This window comes from uncultured Jatrophihabitans sp. (genome assembly GCF_964244045.1).
In the GTDB taxonomy this organism is placed as follows: Bacteria; Actinomycetota; Actinomycetes; order Mycobacteriales; family Jatrophihabitantaceae; genus Jatrophihabitans.
In genome coordinates this window covers 1-16,231 of record NZ_CAXTHK010000048.1, presented here as the reverse complement: position 1 = coordinate 16,231, position 16,231 = coordinate 1, and the positions used below count along the sequence as shown (strand labels likewise).

At 63.8% G+C, this 16,231-nt stretch carries 17 protein-coding genes; 16 read left to right on the top strand and 1 reads right to left on the bottom strand.

Features of this window, described 5'->3' with window-relative positions; genetic code table 11:
* Window positions 1–166 precede the first annotated feature (166 nt).
* The 4 genes from ACFFC4_RS20730 (at window position 167) to ACFFC4_RS20715 (ending at window position 4,488) form a co-directional block, all read left to right on the top strand.
* Window positions 167–1,357, top strand: a complete 1,191-nt coding sequence (locus ACFFC4_RS20730) for a cytochrome P450 (protein ID WP_375504419.1) — start codon at window positions 167–169, stop codon at window positions 1,355–1,357.
* A gap of 135 nt (window positions 1,358–1,492) precedes the next feature.
* Window positions 1,493–2,134 (top strand): MBL fold metallo-hydrolase, encoded by a 642-nt coding sequence (locus ACFFC4_RS20725; protein ID WP_375504417.1) that lies wholly within the window; start codon window positions 1,493–1,495, stop codon window positions 2,132–2,134.
* Window positions 2,131–3,075, top strand: coding sequence for a methylisocitrate lyase (gene prpB / locus ACFFC4_RS20720; RefSeq protein WP_375504415.1), 945 nt, complete (start codon window positions 2,131–2,133; stop codon window positions 3,073–3,075). Before ACFFC4_RS20725 ends, prpB begins: the two co-directional genes overlap by 4 nt.
* Before the next feature lie 141 nt (window positions 3,076–3,216).
* On the top strand, window positions 3,217–4,488 hold the full coding sequence (locus ACFFC4_RS20715; RefSeq protein ID WP_375504413.1) for an NAD(P)/FAD-dependent oxidoreductase: 1,272 nt from the start codon (window positions 3,217–3,219) through the stop codon (window positions 4,486–4,488).
* Window positions 4,489–4,678: 190 nt separating this feature from the next.
* On the opposite strand, the gene ACFFC4_RS20710 is transcribed toward ACFFC4_RS20715, so the two are convergent.
* A complete protein-coding gene (locus ACFFC4_RS20710; RefSeq protein WP_375504411.1) occupies window positions 4,679–5,002 on the bottom strand; it encodes a hypothetical protein in 324 nt (107 codons plus the stop codon).
* On the opposite strand from ACFFC4_RS20710, the gene ACFFC4_RS20705 reads away from it, so the two are divergent.
* From ACFFC4_RS20705 to ACFFC4_RS20650, 12 genes are all read left to right on the top strand, one after another.
* Complete coding sequence (locus ACFFC4_RS20705; protein ID WP_375504409.1) at window positions 4,992–5,900, top strand: substrate-binding domain-containing protein; 909 nt, start codon at window positions 4,992–4,994, stop codon at window positions 5,898–5,900. The two genes, ACFFC4_RS20710 and ACFFC4_RS20705, sit on opposite strands and share 11 nt — an antisense overlap.
* A 49-nt stretch (window positions 5,901–5,949) precedes the next feature.
* The gene (locus tag ACFFC4_RS20700) at window positions 5,950–7,476 is read left to right on the top strand and encodes a sugar ABC transporter ATP-binding protein (RefSeq protein ID WP_375504407.1); all 1,527 of its coding nucleotides are present in this window, start codon (window positions 5,950–5,952) and stop codon (window positions 7,474–7,476) included.
* Window positions 7,466–8,545, top strand: coding sequence for an ABC transporter permease (locus tag ACFFC4_RS20695; RefSeq protein WP_375504405.1), 1,080 nt, complete (start codon window positions 7,466–7,468; stop codon window positions 8,543–8,545). Before ACFFC4_RS20700 ends, ACFFC4_RS20695 begins: the two co-directional genes overlap by 11 nt.
* Window positions 8,546–8,573: 28 nt before the next feature.
* On the top strand, window positions 8,574–9,677 hold the full coding sequence (locus tag ACFFC4_RS20690; protein ID WP_375504403.1) for an NAD(P)-dependent alcohol dehydrogenase: 1,104 nt from the start codon (window positions 8,574–8,576) through the stop codon (window positions 9,675–9,677).
* A gap of 104 nt (window positions 9,678–9,781) precedes the next feature.
* On the top strand, window positions 9,782–11,431 hold the full coding sequence (locus tag ACFFC4_RS20685) for a GMC family oxidoreductase (RefSeq protein WP_375504401.1): 1,650 nt from the start codon (window positions 9,782–9,784) through the stop codon (window positions 11,429–11,431).
* 96 nt (window positions 11,432–11,527) lie between these two features.
* Window positions 11,528–11,779, top strand: a complete 252-nt coding sequence (locus ACFFC4_RS20680; protein ID WP_375504399.1) for a hypothetical protein — start codon at window positions 11,528–11,530, stop codon at window positions 11,777–11,779.
* Between the two features lie 452 nt (window positions 11,780–12,231).
* Window positions 12,232–12,450, top strand: a complete 219-nt coding sequence (locus ACFFC4_RS20675) for a dodecin (protein ID WP_375504397.1) — start codon at window positions 12,232–12,234, stop codon at window positions 12,448–12,450.
* 22 nt (window positions 12,451–12,472) lie between these two features.
* Window positions 12,473–12,655 carry a hypothetical protein gene (locus tag ACFFC4_RS20670; RefSeq protein WP_375504395.1) on the top strand — a complete coding sequence of 61 codons (183 nt, stop codon included), beginning with the start codon at window positions 12,473–12,475 and terminating at the stop codon, window positions 12,653–12,655.
* Between the two features lie 5 nt (window positions 12,656–12,660).
* Window positions 12,661–13,008, top strand: a complete 348-nt coding sequence (locus ACFFC4_RS20665; protein WP_375504421.1) for a hypothetical protein — start codon at window positions 12,661–12,663, stop codon at window positions 13,006–13,008.
* Window positions 13,008–14,153, top strand: a complete 1,146-nt coding sequence (locus ACFFC4_RS20660) for an acyl-CoA dehydrogenase family protein (protein WP_375504393.1) — start codon at window positions 13,008–13,010, stop codon at window positions 14,151–14,153. The genes ACFFC4_RS20665 and ACFFC4_RS20660 overlap by 1 nt, the downstream gene beginning before the upstream one ends.
* An 18-nt stretch (window positions 14,154–14,171) precedes the next feature.
* Window positions 14,172–14,909 (top strand): SDR family oxidoreductase, encoded by a 738-nt coding sequence (locus ACFFC4_RS20655; RefSeq protein WP_375504391.1) that lies wholly within the window; start codon window positions 14,172–14,174, stop codon window positions 14,907–14,909.
* Window positions 14,906–15,649, top strand: a complete 744-nt coding sequence (locus ACFFC4_RS20650) for an SDR family oxidoreductase (protein ID WP_375504389.1) — start codon at window positions 14,906–14,908, stop codon at window positions 15,647–15,649. Before ACFFC4_RS20655 ends, ACFFC4_RS20650 begins: the two co-directional genes overlap by 4 nt.
* Window positions 15,650–16,231 lie beyond the last annotated feature (582 nt).

The following is a 16,231-nucleotide window of genomic DNA, read 5'->3' as shown; positions in this document are numbered from 1 at the left end:
CAGCAACGCAGAGCTGTACGCGAACGATTTACACCACTCCCCGGGGCACGACCCCCGGGCCAATCCCTTGACACCCGGCAGGGGGAGTGTTGTTATCCATCCAGCAACTTTCCGGCTACCGTGCTCGGTGGCCGGACCACACCACCGCATCCTCCGGAGACGCACCGTGACCGACGTCGAGGCATCCGCAGGATCCGCCAACGTCGACTTCCGACTGACCGACCCTGCGGTAGCGAAAGAACCCGGCAGTTATTTTGACGAGCTGCGTTCGAAGTGCCCCGTGGCCCACACGGAACGCTTCGACGGCTTCTGGATGCTGTCGCGCTACCAAGACGTCTACGAGGCGGCCCTCAAGCCCGAGGTGTACAGCAGCTCGGCCGGGATCTGCATCCCGGTTATCCCGCAACCACCGGTGATTTGCCTGGAACAAGATGACCCGGAGCACCGAAAGTACCGCAAGCCGATGCAGGGGTGGTTTTCCGTTAGGAGAATGGCCGAGCTCGAGGACAAGGTGCGCGAGATCGTCACGCGCCGGATCGACGCGGTCGTCGACAAGGGACACGGCGACCTGGCCGAAGTCTTGGCCAGCCCGGTGCCGCCCATGGTCATCGCCTTGATCCTGGGCCTGCCGGAACAGGATTGGGACTGGTTCCGCGAGCGGGAGAGCACCTTGCTCAGTCACGCCCAGAGTGGGAACAGCGAGGCGGCTGGACCTGTCTTCCAGGACATCGCGAACTGTCTTGGCGACAACCTGGCGCAGCGACGGGAAACGCCGCGCGACGACATGCTGTCCGACATCGCATCGTTAGAGATCGACGGTCAGCCGGTCTCGGACGAGGACGCTGGATCGCTAGCGTTCCTAATCCTCGGTGCCGGGCACGAGACGACGGTCGGCGGTATCGGAGGACTGCTGTACCAGGTGGCAAAGGACGCCGACCTACGTGACCGGCTCATCGCCGACCCGTCGCTCATCGAACGCGCTGTCGAGGAGTCTCTGCGTCTCGAGACGCCGCTCCTGGGCCTCGCGCGCATCCTCAAAGACGACGCGGTTGTGGACGGGGTCACCGTGAGTGCAGGCGAGCGGGTGATGCTGCTGTGGGGCGCGGCCAACCGCGACCCCTTGGTCTTCGAGTCGCCGGAGGAGTTCCGCGTCGATCGAGACAACGCGCACAAGCACATCTCATTCGGCGCGGGCGTCCATCGGTGCGTCGGCGCTCCGCTCGCCCGGCTCGAGATGCGCGTCGTCCTCGAAGAGGTACTGCGTCGAATGCCGAACGTCCACCTGACCGATCCGGAAGCGGTGCGAGTGGCGTGGACCGTCGGGCGGGAGTTCAGCGAACTGCACGCCACCTGGTGAGCTGACGTCACCCGGCGTGTGGGCCGCTGGCCGCACGCCCGAGCGGGATGTGCATCGCCGTCTCACACGAATCCCGTCGCGGCAGCTGCGCCAGATTCTCGTATGCCCGTCAGCCGTTCCATGGAATGAGGACGAATGCAGATCACCCACTTCGGCCATGCCTGCCTTCTCGTCGACACCGGTGCCGCACGCGTGCTCATCGACCCGGGGCCCTTCTCCAACGGGTATCAGGACCTGCGCGAGCTCGACGCGATCCTCGTCACCCACCAGCATTTCGATCACTTTGACGCCGCTGCCGTCGCGGCCCTGGTCGACGCCAATCCCCACGCGCGGGTACTTGCCGAGCAGACCACCGTCGAGCTTGGCGCGCAGGACCTAGACCAAGCACGCGTTCAGGTCGTATCGCCCGGGGACACAGTCCACGTCGGCGGCACTGAGGTACGGGTCGTCGGCGGTGAGCACGCACTGATCCACCCCGACGTTCCCCGCGTGCCCAATGTCGGTTATTACTTCCCCGACGTCGGCCTGCTCCACCCGGGCGACGAGTTCAGCACACCCGATGTCGACGTGGCGGTACTGGCGCTGCCCGTTTCAGGTCCGTGGCAGAAGCTGGGCGACACCGTCGACTACCTGCGCTCGGTCGCACCTGGGATCGCCTTCCCCATCCACGAGGCGTTGCTTGCGAAGCCGCACATCTACTACAACTATCTGCAATCGCTGGCGCCCGAGCACACCCGCTTCGCGGTGCTCGACCAACAGGTCGCGACGACACCATGACCGCACCGACGGACCCGCCGGCGCGGTCCGATCCGTTTCCGCGAGCGCGCCCGTCGGCAACCGAGCGTCGACGTGATTTCCGCCGGGCGATGAACGGACCGCGCCTGCTGATGCTGCCTGGTGCCTTCACGCCTTTGAGCGCGCGCCTCATCGCTGACAAAGGATTTGACGGCGTCTATTGCTCCGGCGCGGTCATGTCAGCCGAACTTGGCATGCCGGACATCGGGCTCACGACGCTGACCGAGGTTTCGAACCGGGTCCGCGACATTGTCCGCGTCACCGACCTGCCGGTACTCGTCGACGCCGACACCGGGTTCGGCGAGGTCGTGAACCTCGCTCGCACCGTCCAGCTGCTCGAGGAAGCTGGGGTGACTGCACTGCACATTGAGGATCAGGTCAATCCGAAGCGATGCGGCCACCTCGACGGCAAGGAGGTCGTCGACGAACGCACCGCGACGCGCCGGATCGCGGCGTGTGTCTCGGCTCGGCGCGATCCTGACCTCGTCATCGTCGCTCGCACGGACATCCGGGCCGTGGCGGGGATCGACGCCACGGTCGAGCGGGCCCGTGCGTTGGTCGCTGCCGGCGCCGACGTGCTGTTCCCGGAAGCCCTTGCAAGTCTCGACGAGTACGCGGTGCTTCGCGCGGCGCTCAACGTGCCAATCCTCGCCAACGTGACCGAGTTCGGGAAGAACGACCTGTACACGGTGGAACAACTGACGTCGGCCGGCGTGGACCTCGCCATCTATCCGGTTTCCCTGCTCAGACTGGCGATGGGTGCGGCCGAGCGAGCGCTCGACACCTTGCGTGAGGAGGGCACCCTGGCCGGTCTGGTGCCGACCATGCAGACACGCGCGCGGCTTTACGAACTGCTCAAATACGCCGACTGGAATGCATTCGACGCGTCGGTGTTCGACTTCGCCGTCTCTGACGGGACGTAGGACCGGCGGCGGCGTGCCGGACAGCGGCACGCGAAGCGATGTTCAGATGTTTTATGCGGAGGCAGCAGATGAGCCCGGGATCGGCGCAGATGTCCGCGATGAGCATAGGCTCGCTGTCCGTCGACGGCTCGACTCGCTGACGTGGAGCAGCCCGGGCGCGTCGTCGTAATCGGCGCCGGCCTCGGCGGTCTGCGTACCGTCGAGAGCTTGCGTCGTCGCGGGTACAGCGGACGCATCGCACTGCTCGGCGCCGAACGTCACCTGCCCTACGACCGACCGCCGCTGTCAAAGCACGTGCTGCGCGGGGAACGCGACGTGTCGTGGCTGCGCTCGGCCGACGACGTGACGGCGCTGGACGTGAGCCTGCACCTCGACACGCCGGCCACCGGCCTGTCCGTGGACCGTCGTACCGTGAATACGGCATCCGGCAGTCACGCCTTCGACGTCGCCGTCATTGCCACGGGCGCGCTGCCCCGGCGCCTGGTCGGGATGGACGCCCAAGTGCTGCGAACCCTGGACGACGCCTACGCCCTGCGTGCCGCTCTCCACGCGGGTTCTCGCCTCGCGGTCGTCGGCGCGGGATTGATCGGTTGCGAGGTCGCCGCCAGCGCCCGCGCCATGGGCGTCGAGGTGACGCTGCTCGACGTCCTACCCGCCCCGGCCACACGCGTGCTCGGATCGCGCGTCGGTCGCATCCTCGGCGCACTACACGCGCGGCACGGGGTGCAGCTGCGCCTGGGCGTAGGCCTGGCTGGCTCGGAGCCCGGTCGCGTCCTACTCGACGACGGCTCGATCGTGGAAGCCGACGCCGTCCTGCAGAGCATCGGGGTCACGCCCGACATCGCGTGGTTGCGGGGCAGTGAGCTGAACCTTAACGACGGCGTGATGTGCGATGCCGGCGGCCGCGCCGCGCCCGGCGTCTTCGCGGTCGGTGACGTGGCGAACTGGGCAGGTCATCGTCACGAGCACTGGACCAGTGTCGGTACACAGGCCGATCACGTCGCAGCGCAGATTCTCGGACAGGACAGTGCCGCCACGGACGTCGCCTACTGGTGGAGCGATCAGTACGACCTCAAGCTGCAGGGGCTGGGCCGCCCGGCGCCCGACGACGACGTCGAGGTGCGCGCTTGGGGCCCGAGAGCGCGCACGGTCGCGGTGTATTCACGGAATGGCCGATTGACCGGCTTGGTCGGCTTCTCCGCATCGAGCGCGATCATGCGCCTGCGCTCAGATGTCGCGGCCGGCACCGATGTGCAGAAGATTCTTGAGCGGTTTACCGAACCAATGCCGCACGACTCCTCGGCACCGTCGGCTGACACCCCCGACCTCATCGCAACGCCGGTCGCTACCCAATCGCGACCGTTCAATAGCCGCAATCGCGCGACGCCCGATTTCCGGGCCAAGTCATCCTGAGCTGGTCGCGTTGGATGCAACCGGGTTGCGCTGAGCGCTTGACCTTGCGCCAGTTTTCGCCTAACTTGAGCCTGGCTCGGGCGAGTTTGTGGCTCAGATCACGTCAACCGCTACGACCCGCCAGCCCGTGCGAGCACACGCACGCCTCATACAAGACATCCAGCACAACCCGTTCGAAGCGCAGTCCGCGTCAGTCGAAAGTCAAGAAAAAGGGGATCATCGGAATGCCCACGAACGCACATTCACGCGCCGCGCAGCACCGCTCTGTCGGGCGGCAAATAACGCTGTTCGTCGCAGCGGCCAGCACCCTGGTACTGAGTGCATGCTCGAGTTCAACATCATCGAGTGGGGGAAGCCCCGCCGCCACAGTTGGCTCGTCCGCGAACGGCGCGGGCGGCTCGGACTGCATGACCAGGGCTTCAGCCGCCGTCAACGCCGCAAAGGCCCCCTTCGACATCCCGACACCCGAGAAGATCGACACGTCCGCGCTCACAGGCAAGACGATGGCGATCATCGAACTGAACCTCAAGGGAAACCCGGTCGGAACTGCAACGAGCAGCGCAGCCAAAGCCGCGCTGGCCACCATCGGCGTCAAGGCGACGGTGTTCGACGGCCAAGGCAGGCCCGACGTCATCCAGCAAGCCTTCAACTCGGCGATTTCACAGAAAGTCGCGGCGATCATCGCCGACGTCGATCTGACCGCCGTGCCGGCGTCCGTCGCAGCAGCCAAGGCGGCCGGCATCCCCGTTATCGACCTGGGCGCGGAGGTCGGGGATGCCAAGAAGCCCGGCGTGGCGGCTAACGTTGGATGGGTATCGAAGGACATCGGCAAGTGGCAGGCTGACGTCGCGCTCGTCGCGACGAAGTGCCAGCTGCACACGGCAACGGTTACCTTGACGGGTGCGCAACACATCGGCGTCATGGCCCAGGCCTCGGTCAATGAGGTAAAGGCTCTGTGCCCCAAGAACTGCACAATCGTCAAAATTGTCGGTAATCCGGCTACTCTGGCCACGACGTTGACCGGCCAGATTGAGACCGCTATCCAACGAATACCGAACGTCAACTACCTGATCACAACAGTTGACTTCTTTCTGCCGTTGATCACTCCGGCGCTCAAGGCTACTAACCATGCCGACCTTCCGATCGGTGGCGGCGCGCAGGGTGACGGTCTTGCCGACGCGATTGCCGGCAAGAACGGCATGGTTTCCGTCGTGCAATTCCCTCCTACGGAATACACGGGCTACGAAAACGCGGACACCGCGATTCGGGCCGCGCTCGGCAAGGCGACAGACGGCAAGGTGCCAGTCCGATTGTTGGACAAATCGAACTGGGGCACCAACGCCAGTCCGACGGCGCAATACCCAAACCAACCGACGTGGATTGCCGCGTTCAAAACGGCATGGGGAGCCTAAGAATGCGCTTACGGGGCTCATTCTCTGCATCTGCTTGTGACGGAGCGCGATGATGAAAAGCCCCGCAGTCTCACTCAAGAACGTCTCGAAGACTTTCGACGGCGTGACCGTTCTGCAAGACGTCGATCTGGCCATCCTCCCGGGCGAAATCCATGGGCTCGTGGGGGAGAACGGATCCGGCAAGTCGACTCTGGTCAAGATCCTCGGTGGCGTCTACACGCCCGACCGCGGTACGGAAATCGCGCTGCGAGGTGAGCCGGTCACGCTCCCGGTACGCGACCCGCAGCGCAACGGTCTCGCGATTATTCACCAGGATCTTGCGTTGGTCGAGGAGATGTCCGTTGCGGACAACATCGGCGTCTCGACCGGGTTCGAACGCGGCCTGATGTCTCTGATTAGCAAGCGCAGGGAACGGCGGATTGTGCTGCGACTCGCGCAGACCTTCGGGTTGAAACTGAACCCCAACCAGATGGTCGGCGAGTTGTCGCCATCGGAGCGGTCAGTGGTCGCCATCCTGCGTGCTTTACGGCTGCTCGGCGAGGGTACGACGGGCAACGTGATTGTGCTCGACGAGCCCACCGCCGCGTTACCGCGAGGCGAGTCGATCAAATTGCTGGAGATGCTGCGCACGATGGCGAGCAACGGCACCGCGGTGCTCTACATCAGCCACCGGATGAACGAGGTCCTCGATGTCTGCGACCGCATCAGCGTGCTACGTAGCGGCAAGCTAGTTGCCACCCGCGAGGCTTCGGTCACCACGCAGGCCGAAATCGTGGCGCTGATGCTCGGCTACGAGTTAGGCGAGTTCTATCCCAAGAAACATGTCCGTACGAACGAGGCCGTCCGTCTCGAAGTCCGCAACCTCACCTACGGCGGGGTCTCCGATGTGTCGTTCGCGGCGCATCAAGGCGAGATCGTCGGGATCACCGGTCTGGCCGGGATGGGACAGGACGACATCCCTTATCTGCTCGCGGGCGGTCGCACGCGCCTCAAGGACCAGGTGCGCGTCGACGGGCAGAGCGTCGACGGCTCACCGACCTCGGCCAAGCGGGCCGGCATGGAGCTGGTGCCGGGCAACCGGTTACGCGACGCGTTGTGGCTCGAGGCGACCGCGACCGAGAACCTGACCCTGCCGTTCCTGCGAACTTTCCGGCGCGGCCCGCTGCTCCGGTCGCGCGCCGAGACAGCTTTCGCTGTCCAGGAGATGCATCGCTACGACGTGCGCCCGAGGTCACCGCGCCTACAAATCGCCAAGTTCAGCGGCGGCAACCAGCAAAAAATCATCATGGCCCGGACGATGCACCAGAACCCTCGCGTGATCTTGCTGCACGAGCCGACACAAGGCGTCGATGCCGGGGCCAAGAAAGAAATCCTAAGCCTCGTCCGCCAGGCCGCGGACAACGGTGCCGCCGTGATCGTTTTCTCTTCCGATAGCGAGGAGGTGGCACAGCTGTGCCATCGGGTTCTCGTCATGCGGTACGGCAGCGTCTCGGCCGAGCTGTCGCCGGGCGAGGTCGCCGAAGATCGCATCGTGTCGCTGTCCCAGCGCGTGTCGGCGGTGCGCCGTGCGTCCTGAGGTCGGTAAAGAGTCCCAACTGCATATCGAGACAGCATCCACGCCCCTAGTCGAGGCCGATCCGGCGCTCGATGCGGAATCACCACCCACCGAGGCCGACGACACCGACCGGAGGCGCGCAAAGACACCGTTCTCATGGGCCGTCTTCGGTCCTTGGGCCGTCCCGGCTCTGTTGGTCATCCTATTCATCACGTTCTGCTTCGCGTCGCCCCACATCTTCGCGACGACCACCAACGTGCAGGTCATTGTCGACGGACAGGCCACGATCGTCCTGCTTGCCATGGCACTCATCATCCCGCTGCGCGCCGGAGACTTCGATCTCTCGATCTCCGCCGTTATGGTTCTCTCCGGGGTGATCGCCGGTGTGCTCACGGCGCACGGTTACTCGGCGCTCATTGCCTTTGGTGCCGCGATCCTCCTCGGACCCCTCATCGGAATGATCAACAGCCTTCTCGTGGTCGCGTTCGGCGTCGATAGTCTAATCGCGACCCTCGGCATGCTGACGGTCCTCACCGGCATCGGCCGCTTGATAAGCAAGGAAAACCTGGTCACGTCGATCCCGCAGGGTCTGATCCACCTCTCCTCCCACCGCCTGTTCGGGTTCAACACGGCCGTCTGGGCCGGCTGGATCGTGGCTCTTGGACTGTGGTACGTGTTCGAGCTCACGCCGACAGGGCGTTTCTTGCTGTTCATCGGCGGTAACCGCAACTCCGCGAAGCTCGTGGGGTTGCGCGTCAGCCGCTTCCGCTTTGGCGCGTACATCGTTTCCGGCACGTTGGCCGCGCTGGTCGGGCTGCTCTTCGCCGGCTCACTGGGATCGGTCGACCCCGGCGCTGGCGGCTCCTACCTGCTGCCCCCCATCACCGCCGCATTCCTCGGTGCATCGGCTATCAAGCTAGGCCGGTTTAACGTCATCGGCACACTCGTAGCGATCTACCTGCTCGCCGTTGGCATCTCCGGCCTGCAGTTGCTCGGCCTCGCCGGCTGGATCTCGGACGTGTTCAACGGGGGATGCCTCATCGTCGCGGTCAGTTTCTCGATTCTGTTCCGTCGTGCGGCCACGAAGTAGGAACCAATCAGCAACGAAAGGTTGTTTCATGCATGAGATGTTGGCCGCCGTTGCCCACGCGCCACATACACCCGTCGAGATCAAGACACTGAGGCTGGACGACCCGCGACCCAACGAGCTGGTCGTGAAAGTGCAGGCCTCGGGAATATGTCATTCCGACCTGTCCGGGCGCGATCAGCACTACCCGTTCTCGCTGCCCGGGGTGCTCGGCCACGAGGGCGCCGGAATGGTCGTCGATGTGGGTACTGCCGTCGAAGGGTTCGCGATCGGCGACCGCGTCATCATGAGCCAAGCCTTTTGCGGCCAATGTGAGGCCTGTCGCTCGGGCCGGGTGAATGTCTGTCCACACGCCTCCACCATGGCATTACAGGGCACCCGCAGCGACGGGTCCGCCTTGATCACCGACGAGGCGGGCAACGTCATATCGGGTGCGTTCTTGGGCCAGTCATCCTGGGCCACGCACGCCATCGTGCGCGAACCCAACGTGGTGCGCATCGACGACGACCTACCGTGGGAAGTCGCGGCACCCCTGGCGTGCGGCGTGCAAACAGGCGCAGGCGCCGTCTTCAATCTGGTCGACCCCGACGTGTCGACGTCGGTCGTAATCTTCGGCGCCGGAGCGGTCGGTCTGGGTGCAGTCATGGCCGCCCGCTACGCCGGGGCCGGGGACGTGATCGTTGCGGATCCGCAGGCGCACCGATTAGCGCTCGCGCGCGAACTAGGGGCCACGCATACCTTCGACCCGACCGCCGAGGACGCCGTTGGGTACGTCCTGGACGTGACCCGCGGCGGGGCGAACTTCGTCCTTGAAGCCAGCGGAGCACTGCGGGCCGGCCCGCTCGCCGCACGGTGCTTGGAACGCTCGGGCACCCTCGTCCTACTCGGTGTCCCGCCCTACGGCACCAAGATTGAGTTGGATTGGGTCTCGCTCGTAAGCGGGCAGACCGTCCTTGGCCGGCCGTTCGGCGGTGGGACGCCGCGCGACACCATCCGCGCTTTGTTGAAGATGCGGGCTGCCGGGGCACTTCCGTTGGAGCGGCTCATCCACACCTACGCCTTCGATGACATCAACCAGGCCATCACTGACATGGAGTCCGGCGTCGCAATTAAACCGGTCCTGCTCTGCGCATAAGTCCGGGAGGAGCGACGACGCACGTCGTCGAAGCACCGTCTCGTGCTGGCGCTCTCGGGCAGCTAAGGGTTCGACCACACGACCGTAAAGGCGGAAAGTCACACATGAGCACCAGCCACAACGATTCCGACATCAGTTTTGACTACGTCATCGTGGGCAGTGGTGCGGCTGGTTCGCTGCTGGCCGATCGGCTCAGCCGGGATCCCTCGGTCAGCGTCCTTTTGCTGGAGGCCGGTGGATCCGACCGCAACCCGATGCACCTCGTGCCCAAGGCCTTCTTCTTCACCATGACCCACCCTTGGTATACGAAGTCCTACGTCACCGAGCCGGACGCCGAAGGCAACACAAAGACATTGCATCGTGGTCGCATCCTAGGTGGCTCCACCACCGTGAACGGCATGATGTGGAACCGCGGGTGGACTCCCGACTACGACGCATGGGAGCGCGCCGGCAACACGGGCTGGAACTGGCCCCGGTTCCTCGCCGCCTTTAAGGCGCTGGAGAGCCACGAGATGGGTATGAGCTCCACGCGTGGCGGCGACGGGCCGGTGCCGATCAGCATCGCAAAGTCCAACGAGCCGGTGACGCGCGCGTTCATCGAGGCCCTGGGCAAGCACGGTGTGTCCTTCGTCGAAGACGTGAACAGCACTGGCGACGAACGCGTCGGTTTCAGCGCGTTCACCGTGAGGCGTGGCACGCGGGTCAGTGCCGCACGCACCTTCTTGCGTGGCGCGCGGCGACGGCGCAACCTCACTATCCTTACTCGCGCCGAGGCCGACCGGATCACATTCGATGGCACAATTGCGACAGGCGTGCAGGTCCGACGTCGGGGCCGGACGATCCATTTTGGGGCCCGTCGGGAAGTGTTAGTGTGCGCCGGCGCGCTTGAGAGTCCGCTACTGCTTGAACGCAGCGGCATCGGCGATCCGCGGGTGCTGAGCGGGGCGGGTGTCGCCGTCCGAGTCGCAAGTCCGAAGGTTGGCGCGAATCTGCAGGACCACCGCGGGTGTACATTCCACCTTCGGTTGCGGGAGCCGCTTGGTTACAACGCCGAGGTCAACAATGCCCTGAAGCGGGGATGGACCGGATTCAAGTTCCTGTTCACTCGCGCAGGCGTGATGTCGTACGGCGGGTTCGACCTTCTCGCAGTAATCAAGTCTGACCCGGCTGCGCCACACCCGGACACTTCCGTCTTCTTTACCCCGATCTCGGCGTCAAGGACCCATCCGCGTAATGGACGGTTCGTGGTCGACGCCTGGCCCGGCGCCATGCTCACGGTGTCTCTTATTTTCCCAACGAGCAAGGGTTCGATTCACATCACCGGCCCGAGCCTGAAGGACAAGCCCCGGATTGTGCCCAACGCGGTCAGCACCGATTACGACTGTTCAATGTCGATCGCGATGATCAAGAAGGCGCGCGAGATCGTAGCCACCGAACCGTTCGCCCGACTCGTTGAGACCGAGGTCGTACCCGGCGACCTCATTCACGATGACGCCGACGCCCTCCGTTACGCGACCAAGAACGGGGGAGTCGGCGTTCATACGCTTGGCACCTGCGCGATCGGTCCCGACGACGGCGACGTAGTAGATGATCGACTGCGGGTACGAGGGGTCTCGAAACTGCGTGTCGTCGACGCATCGGTCTTCCCGGCACCGACGTCCGGAAACAACAGCGGACCGACCCAGGCGATGGCCTGGATAGCTGCGGACCTCATCTTGCAGGACGCGCAAGAATTTAGCGCCGCTAATGGGTAATCCCGTGTTGATTATTCCGCACCTGTTTGGCGTGGACGACCGGATAGCGATGCGCACGGGCGCATCCTTCGGCCTAGGGGTGGGTTTCGCAGAACCTTGGCCCGGGCCGGCGCAGGCGTCGTCGTCGGCCGTCGCCAGTATCGCCTCGGGGACACTTGGGAGCGACTCGAAACGTTTGGACGCAGCTATGGGAGTGTGCGGACAGACACTACGAATGCGAACGAAGGTGCCTACCGCGTGGCCACGGCCGTCGAGGAGTTCGGACGCGTCGACGTCCTCGTCTACAACGCAGAGCTCGACCCTGCCTTGCTGGAGAGGGCTGGACAGTTTCCGGCCGGTCATCGATAGAAACCTCAAAGCCCGCTACAGGAGCGTGCAGGCCTGCGGTCACGTGATGCAACCCGGCAGCTCCATTGCGAACAACGATAGCATTCTCGGCTTCACAAGCATGGGGTTTGCCACTAGCGGCACACGCCGCGAGCAAGGCGCCACTAATCGGGTTGACGCGCGATCTCGCCCAGCCGCGGACGGGACGCAAACGTACCCGCGTCAACGGCCTCGCGCTGGTCTCTTTCGTGTCCGACCTGAAAGTCCAACTGAACGCTTTTGCCGCATAGGAGGTTACACCCGCACCTTGATGCCGTGACTGGGTTCATGTATGAACTCCCGACGGCACCAAGTACCCGACAACGACGCCACTAGCTTCGTCACCAGAATCATCCTGCCCGTGGACGGCGAAATCCTCACAGATTGAGGCGTGCGCAAGTGCAGTCAAATCCGAGGTTCGAAAGGAAGCATCAATGAGCGATCACACTTACCGGCTCATCGAAATTGCCGGCACATCCACGGAGGGCGTGTCCCAGGCAATCGCGAACGGTGTCGACCGTGCCGCCGCCACTTTGCGCGGCCTCGACTGGTTTGAGGTCACTAGCATTCGAGGTTTCGTCGACAATGACACGGTGCAGCACTTCCAGGTGCAGATGAAAGTCGGGTTCCGACTAGAGGACAAAGTTGATTGACACAACACATTGAAAAACTCTGGTGGTTGATCGCGACGGGTGCTCCCAGCCCGACACGACTGTGGACATGCCACGCTTCCTGCGGCCGGTGTTCGCGCGGAACCGCACTGTAATGGCCATAAATGCATCCGATACCAACGACGGGGCCGCGCGGTTGTGCCCGCGCCCGGCGCCACCGAGCGAGAATGCAGGCTCACGGGGTTGACGACGATGGAAAGGGTCGCTACCGCGGTGCTGCAGCCAGGCACGATGGACGGCACGCCAGTCCTAGCGCTAACCAGCCTGTTCGATCGGACGACTCTCCCACCTTCCGATGGGGGATTAGACGAGAAAAATAAATTGGATATTGACGTCATTCGTGATGCCGAGCTCGACGCGCAGAGGGTACGTCCGTACGGCGGCGCCATTGCAGTCGGGCGCCCGGTCGGCGCGAGCGGCTCGGTCTCGTTGGTCCAAGTGGCCAGAGACCTGGTACGTCGCGTTCTTGAGCACGGCGTAGCTAGGATATGTATCGGTTTCAGCAAAGCGTTGGCCGCCCAATTCCGAGATGCGGACTGATGCGCCGAACGATCTACGACCTCGACCACGAGCTATTCCGTGAATCTGTCAAGAGCTTTCTCGATCGCGAGGTACGTCCCGGTCTCGAATCCTTCGTCGACCAGCGCGGCATATCAAGCGAGGTATGGGCGGCCGCCGGTGCGCAGGGTCTTTTGGGGCTTGAAGTTCCGCAGAGCCATACGGGCTCTGACGCGAAAGACTACCGGTTCAACGCCGTGCTGATGGAAGAACTGGCCAAGATTAACCTGGCGCTGGCGTCGTCGATCAGCATCCACTACGACGTCGTCGCGCCATATTTGGTGCGGTTGACGACAAATGAGCAAAAGGACCGTTGGCTTCCTCGGGTGGTCGCGGGCGAACTCGTCACAGCCATCGGCATGACCGAGCCGGCGGCCGGCTCCGACTTGGGCGCTCTACGCACTCGAGCCGAACGGATCCCGGGCGGCTGGGTGCTCAACGGCTCCAAGACGTTCATCACCAACGGCTATTCGGCTGGTCTCATCGTGGTAGCAGCGCGGACAACGCCGGGCTTACGTTCGAGAGGGATTACGTTGTTCGCCGTCGAGGCTGACATGCAGGGGTTCAGCCGCGGACGCAAGCTGGATAAGGTCGGCCAGCCTGAAGCCGACACCGCCGAGCTATTTTTCGATGATATGAGCGTGCCGGACTCCCACGTCATTGGCACGGTCGACCACGGTTTCGCCCATATGATGGAACATCTACCGCAGGAACGCATCGGCTCTGCGGTGGCCAACCTTGCCCACGGCCGCCAGATTCTTGACGAGACCATCACCTATTGCCAGCAGCGGCGAGCGTTCGGCCAGCCAATCGGGCAGTTCCAGCACAACAAGTTCCTGCTCGCAGACCTGGTCACCCGAGCCGAGGTGACGCAGGCCTATATCGATCAGTGCGTGGTCGCCCACCTGCGCGGCGAACTCACGGCGGTTGACGCGGCTAAAGCCAAATGGTGGAGCGCTGATGTTCAGAACAAAATTATGGACGACTGCGTACAGCTGCACGGTGGATACGGATTCATGAATGAGTACCGGGTGGCACGCGCCTGGAAGGACGCCCGCGTCAGCAAGATTTGGGCCGGGTCCAACGAAATCATGAAAGAGCTCATCGGCCGCGACCTTGGCTTCTAGACTAAAGAGGAGAAATGCATGACTAATTTGACCTATGACTTCACCGGCCGGACGGCATTGGTGACTGGCTCGGCCTGCGGCATCGGCCTGGAGATTGCTCGTCACCTCGCGCTCCACGGCGCGGTCCTGTACATGCTCGACTATGAGGCCGAACTGCTCGGGCAGGCAGCCGCGGACGTCGGAGGCACTCCGCTCGCTGTCGACGTGAGCAGGACTGATCAGGTGCAGGCTGCTGTCGAGCGCTGCGTGGCGGACACCGGTCGCCTGGACATCGTCGTGAACAACGCCGGCATCCTGCGCGACAATGTGGTCTGGAAACTGACCGACGACGACTGGGACTCTGTCCTGGCTGTCCATCTTGGTGGCACTTTTCGCCTTACGCGCGCGGCCGTTCCGCACTTCCGCGCGCAAAGTTATGGACGGGTCGTCAACGTCACCTCCTACACAGGCTTACACGGCAACATCGGGCAGGCCAACTACGCCGCCGCGAAGGCCGGCATCGTCGGCTTTACCAAGACGACTGCGAAAGAGCTTGCGCGTTTCGGGGTCACCGTCAACGCCATCTCGCCCAATGCGGCCACCCGTATGACGAGTGGTATTCCCGAGGCCAAACGTGTCGAACTGATCGCAGCGATTCCCGCCGGTCGTTTTGCGCAACCATCTGAAATGTGTGCCGCCGTCGCTTTTCTTGCTTCTGAGGAAGCCGCCTATGTCACGGGTACGGTGTTGCCGGTTGACGGTGGGTTGTCGATGTGAGCGAGCGCTTCGCAGGGAAGGTTGCGCTCGTAACCGGTGCCAGCCGTGGAATCGGCCTGGCTGTTGCGCAACGCATCGTGGCGGAGGGCGGCTGCGTCTGCATCACAGCCCGCAAGCCTGAGCCGCTCAACGAGGCGCTCGACTATTTCGACGACCCAACCCGGGCCGTCGCGGTGGCGGGCCATGTCGACGATCGTGAGCATCGTCAGATCACGATCGACACCGTGCTCGACCGCTTCGGCAGTATCGATGTTTTGGTCAACAACGCAGGCGTAAATCCACTTTTCGGCCCGCTGCTGGAAGCCGACAACGGCGCCATGCGCAAGATTGTCGAGGTCAACCTGCTGGCCACCCTTGCGTGGACCAAAAGCGCAGTTGCGGTCGGTGCGGACACCGTCGTCAATGTTGCCTCGACAGCCGGGCTTCGCCCGGCGCGTGGCATCGGCTTCTACGGTTCGACCAAGGCGGCGCTCATGCACCTGACCACGCAACTTGCGCTGGAGCTGGCACCGGCAGTTCGGGTGAACGCCGTCGCCCCAGCTGTGGTACGCACCCAATTCGGCGTCCCGTTGTTCGAGGGCAGAGAAGATGAGGTCGCGGCGTCCTACCCGCTGCGCCAGTTAGGTCGACCCGATCAGATAGCGGCCGCTGTTGCTTACCTCGCCTCGGACGAGGCCGCCTGGACCACGGGTCAAACGCTTGTGCTGGATGGCGGTCTGTCACTCACCGGGGGGATTTGAGGCGATCACAATTCGCACCGTTCTGCAGACACGCAGCCGGAGTCGAGGTCCGCGGCACCTATCTATGTTCTGCATATCTGCTTGAGTGCAGTTGTTCCGCATCATGGGACGGGCAGCCATACGACTGCGGTTCGAAGAAGTGGTGGGTCAGCGGATCTGGTCCCCACAACGGGGAAGGCCTTCGGAGACATCCTCCCCAGACGGGGTGGGATCGCGTTCGGACAACTACTGCATTCAACCAGATAGCAGTACATATGTTTGATTATGCGTATTCGGTTCGAGTCGACAGTCCCTTAACGGCGGCGCCGGTGTCTTACGGCCCCGAGCAACGTCAGTGTGTCAGGCCGGAACGCCGTTTCTGGGACAGTCCCGCCGGCTGCCGCGTAGAGCGCCGCCGCCGTGATCGTGGATGTGTTGGGCGCATGGCTTGGGTTACAGGGTTTGCGTGCCGGGTTGGCGGTGCGGTGGCGCGTTAGCTGTTCCGGCCACGCTGGCGACCGGGTTGTTGACGCTGAGGGGTGGGTTGGACCGGGAGAGTCCCGCCGAGTGGTGTAAGTCGGGTTCCTGATCGTGGTGACCGGT

Bases quoted from the DNA above. Each gene is read 5' to 3' on its own strand.
- ACFFC4_RS20725 (WP_375504417.1), top strand. From the start codon at position 1,493: ATGCAGATCACCCACTTCGGCCATGCCTGCCTTCTCGTCGACACCGGT.
- prpB (WP_375504415.1), top strand. From the start codon at position 2,131: ATGACCGCACCGACGGACCCGCCGGCGCGGTCCGATCCGTTTCCGCGA.
- ACFFC4_RS20705 (WP_375504409.1), top strand. From the start codon at position 4,992: ATGGCGATCATCGAACTGAACCTCAAGGGAAACCCGGTCGGAACTGCA.
- ACFFC4_RS20710 (WP_375504411.1), bottom strand. From the start codon at position 5,002: ATGATCGCCATCGTCTTGCCTGTGAGCGCGGACGTGTCGATCTTCTCG.
- ACFFC4_RS20700 (WP_375504407.1), top strand. From the start codon at position 5,950: ATGATGAAAAGCCCCGCAGTCTCACTCAAGAACGTCTCGAAGACTTTC.
- ACFFC4_RS20690 (WP_375504403.1), top strand. From the start codon at position 8,574: ATGCATGAGATGTTGGCCGCCGTTGCCCACGCGCCACATACACCCGTC.
- ACFFC4_RS20685 (WP_375504401.1), top strand. From the start codon at position 9,782: ATGAGCACCAGCCACAACGATTCCGACATCAGTTTTGACTACGTCATC.
- ACFFC4_RS20675 (WP_375504397.1), top strand. From the start codon at position 12,232: ATGAGCGATCACACTTACCGGCTCATCGAAATTGCCGGCACATCCACG.
- ACFFC4_RS20665 (WP_375504421.1), top strand. From the start codon at position 12,661: ATGGAAAGGGTCGCTACCGCGGTGCTGCAGCCAGGCACGATGGACGGC.
- ACFFC4_RS20660 (WP_375504393.1), top strand. From the start codon at position 13,008: ATGCGCCGAACGATCTACGACCTCGACCACGAGCTATTCCGTGAATCT.
- ACFFC4_RS20655 (WP_375504391.1), top strand. From the start codon at position 14,172: ATGACTAATTTGACCTATGACTTCACCGGCCGGACGGCATTGGTGACT.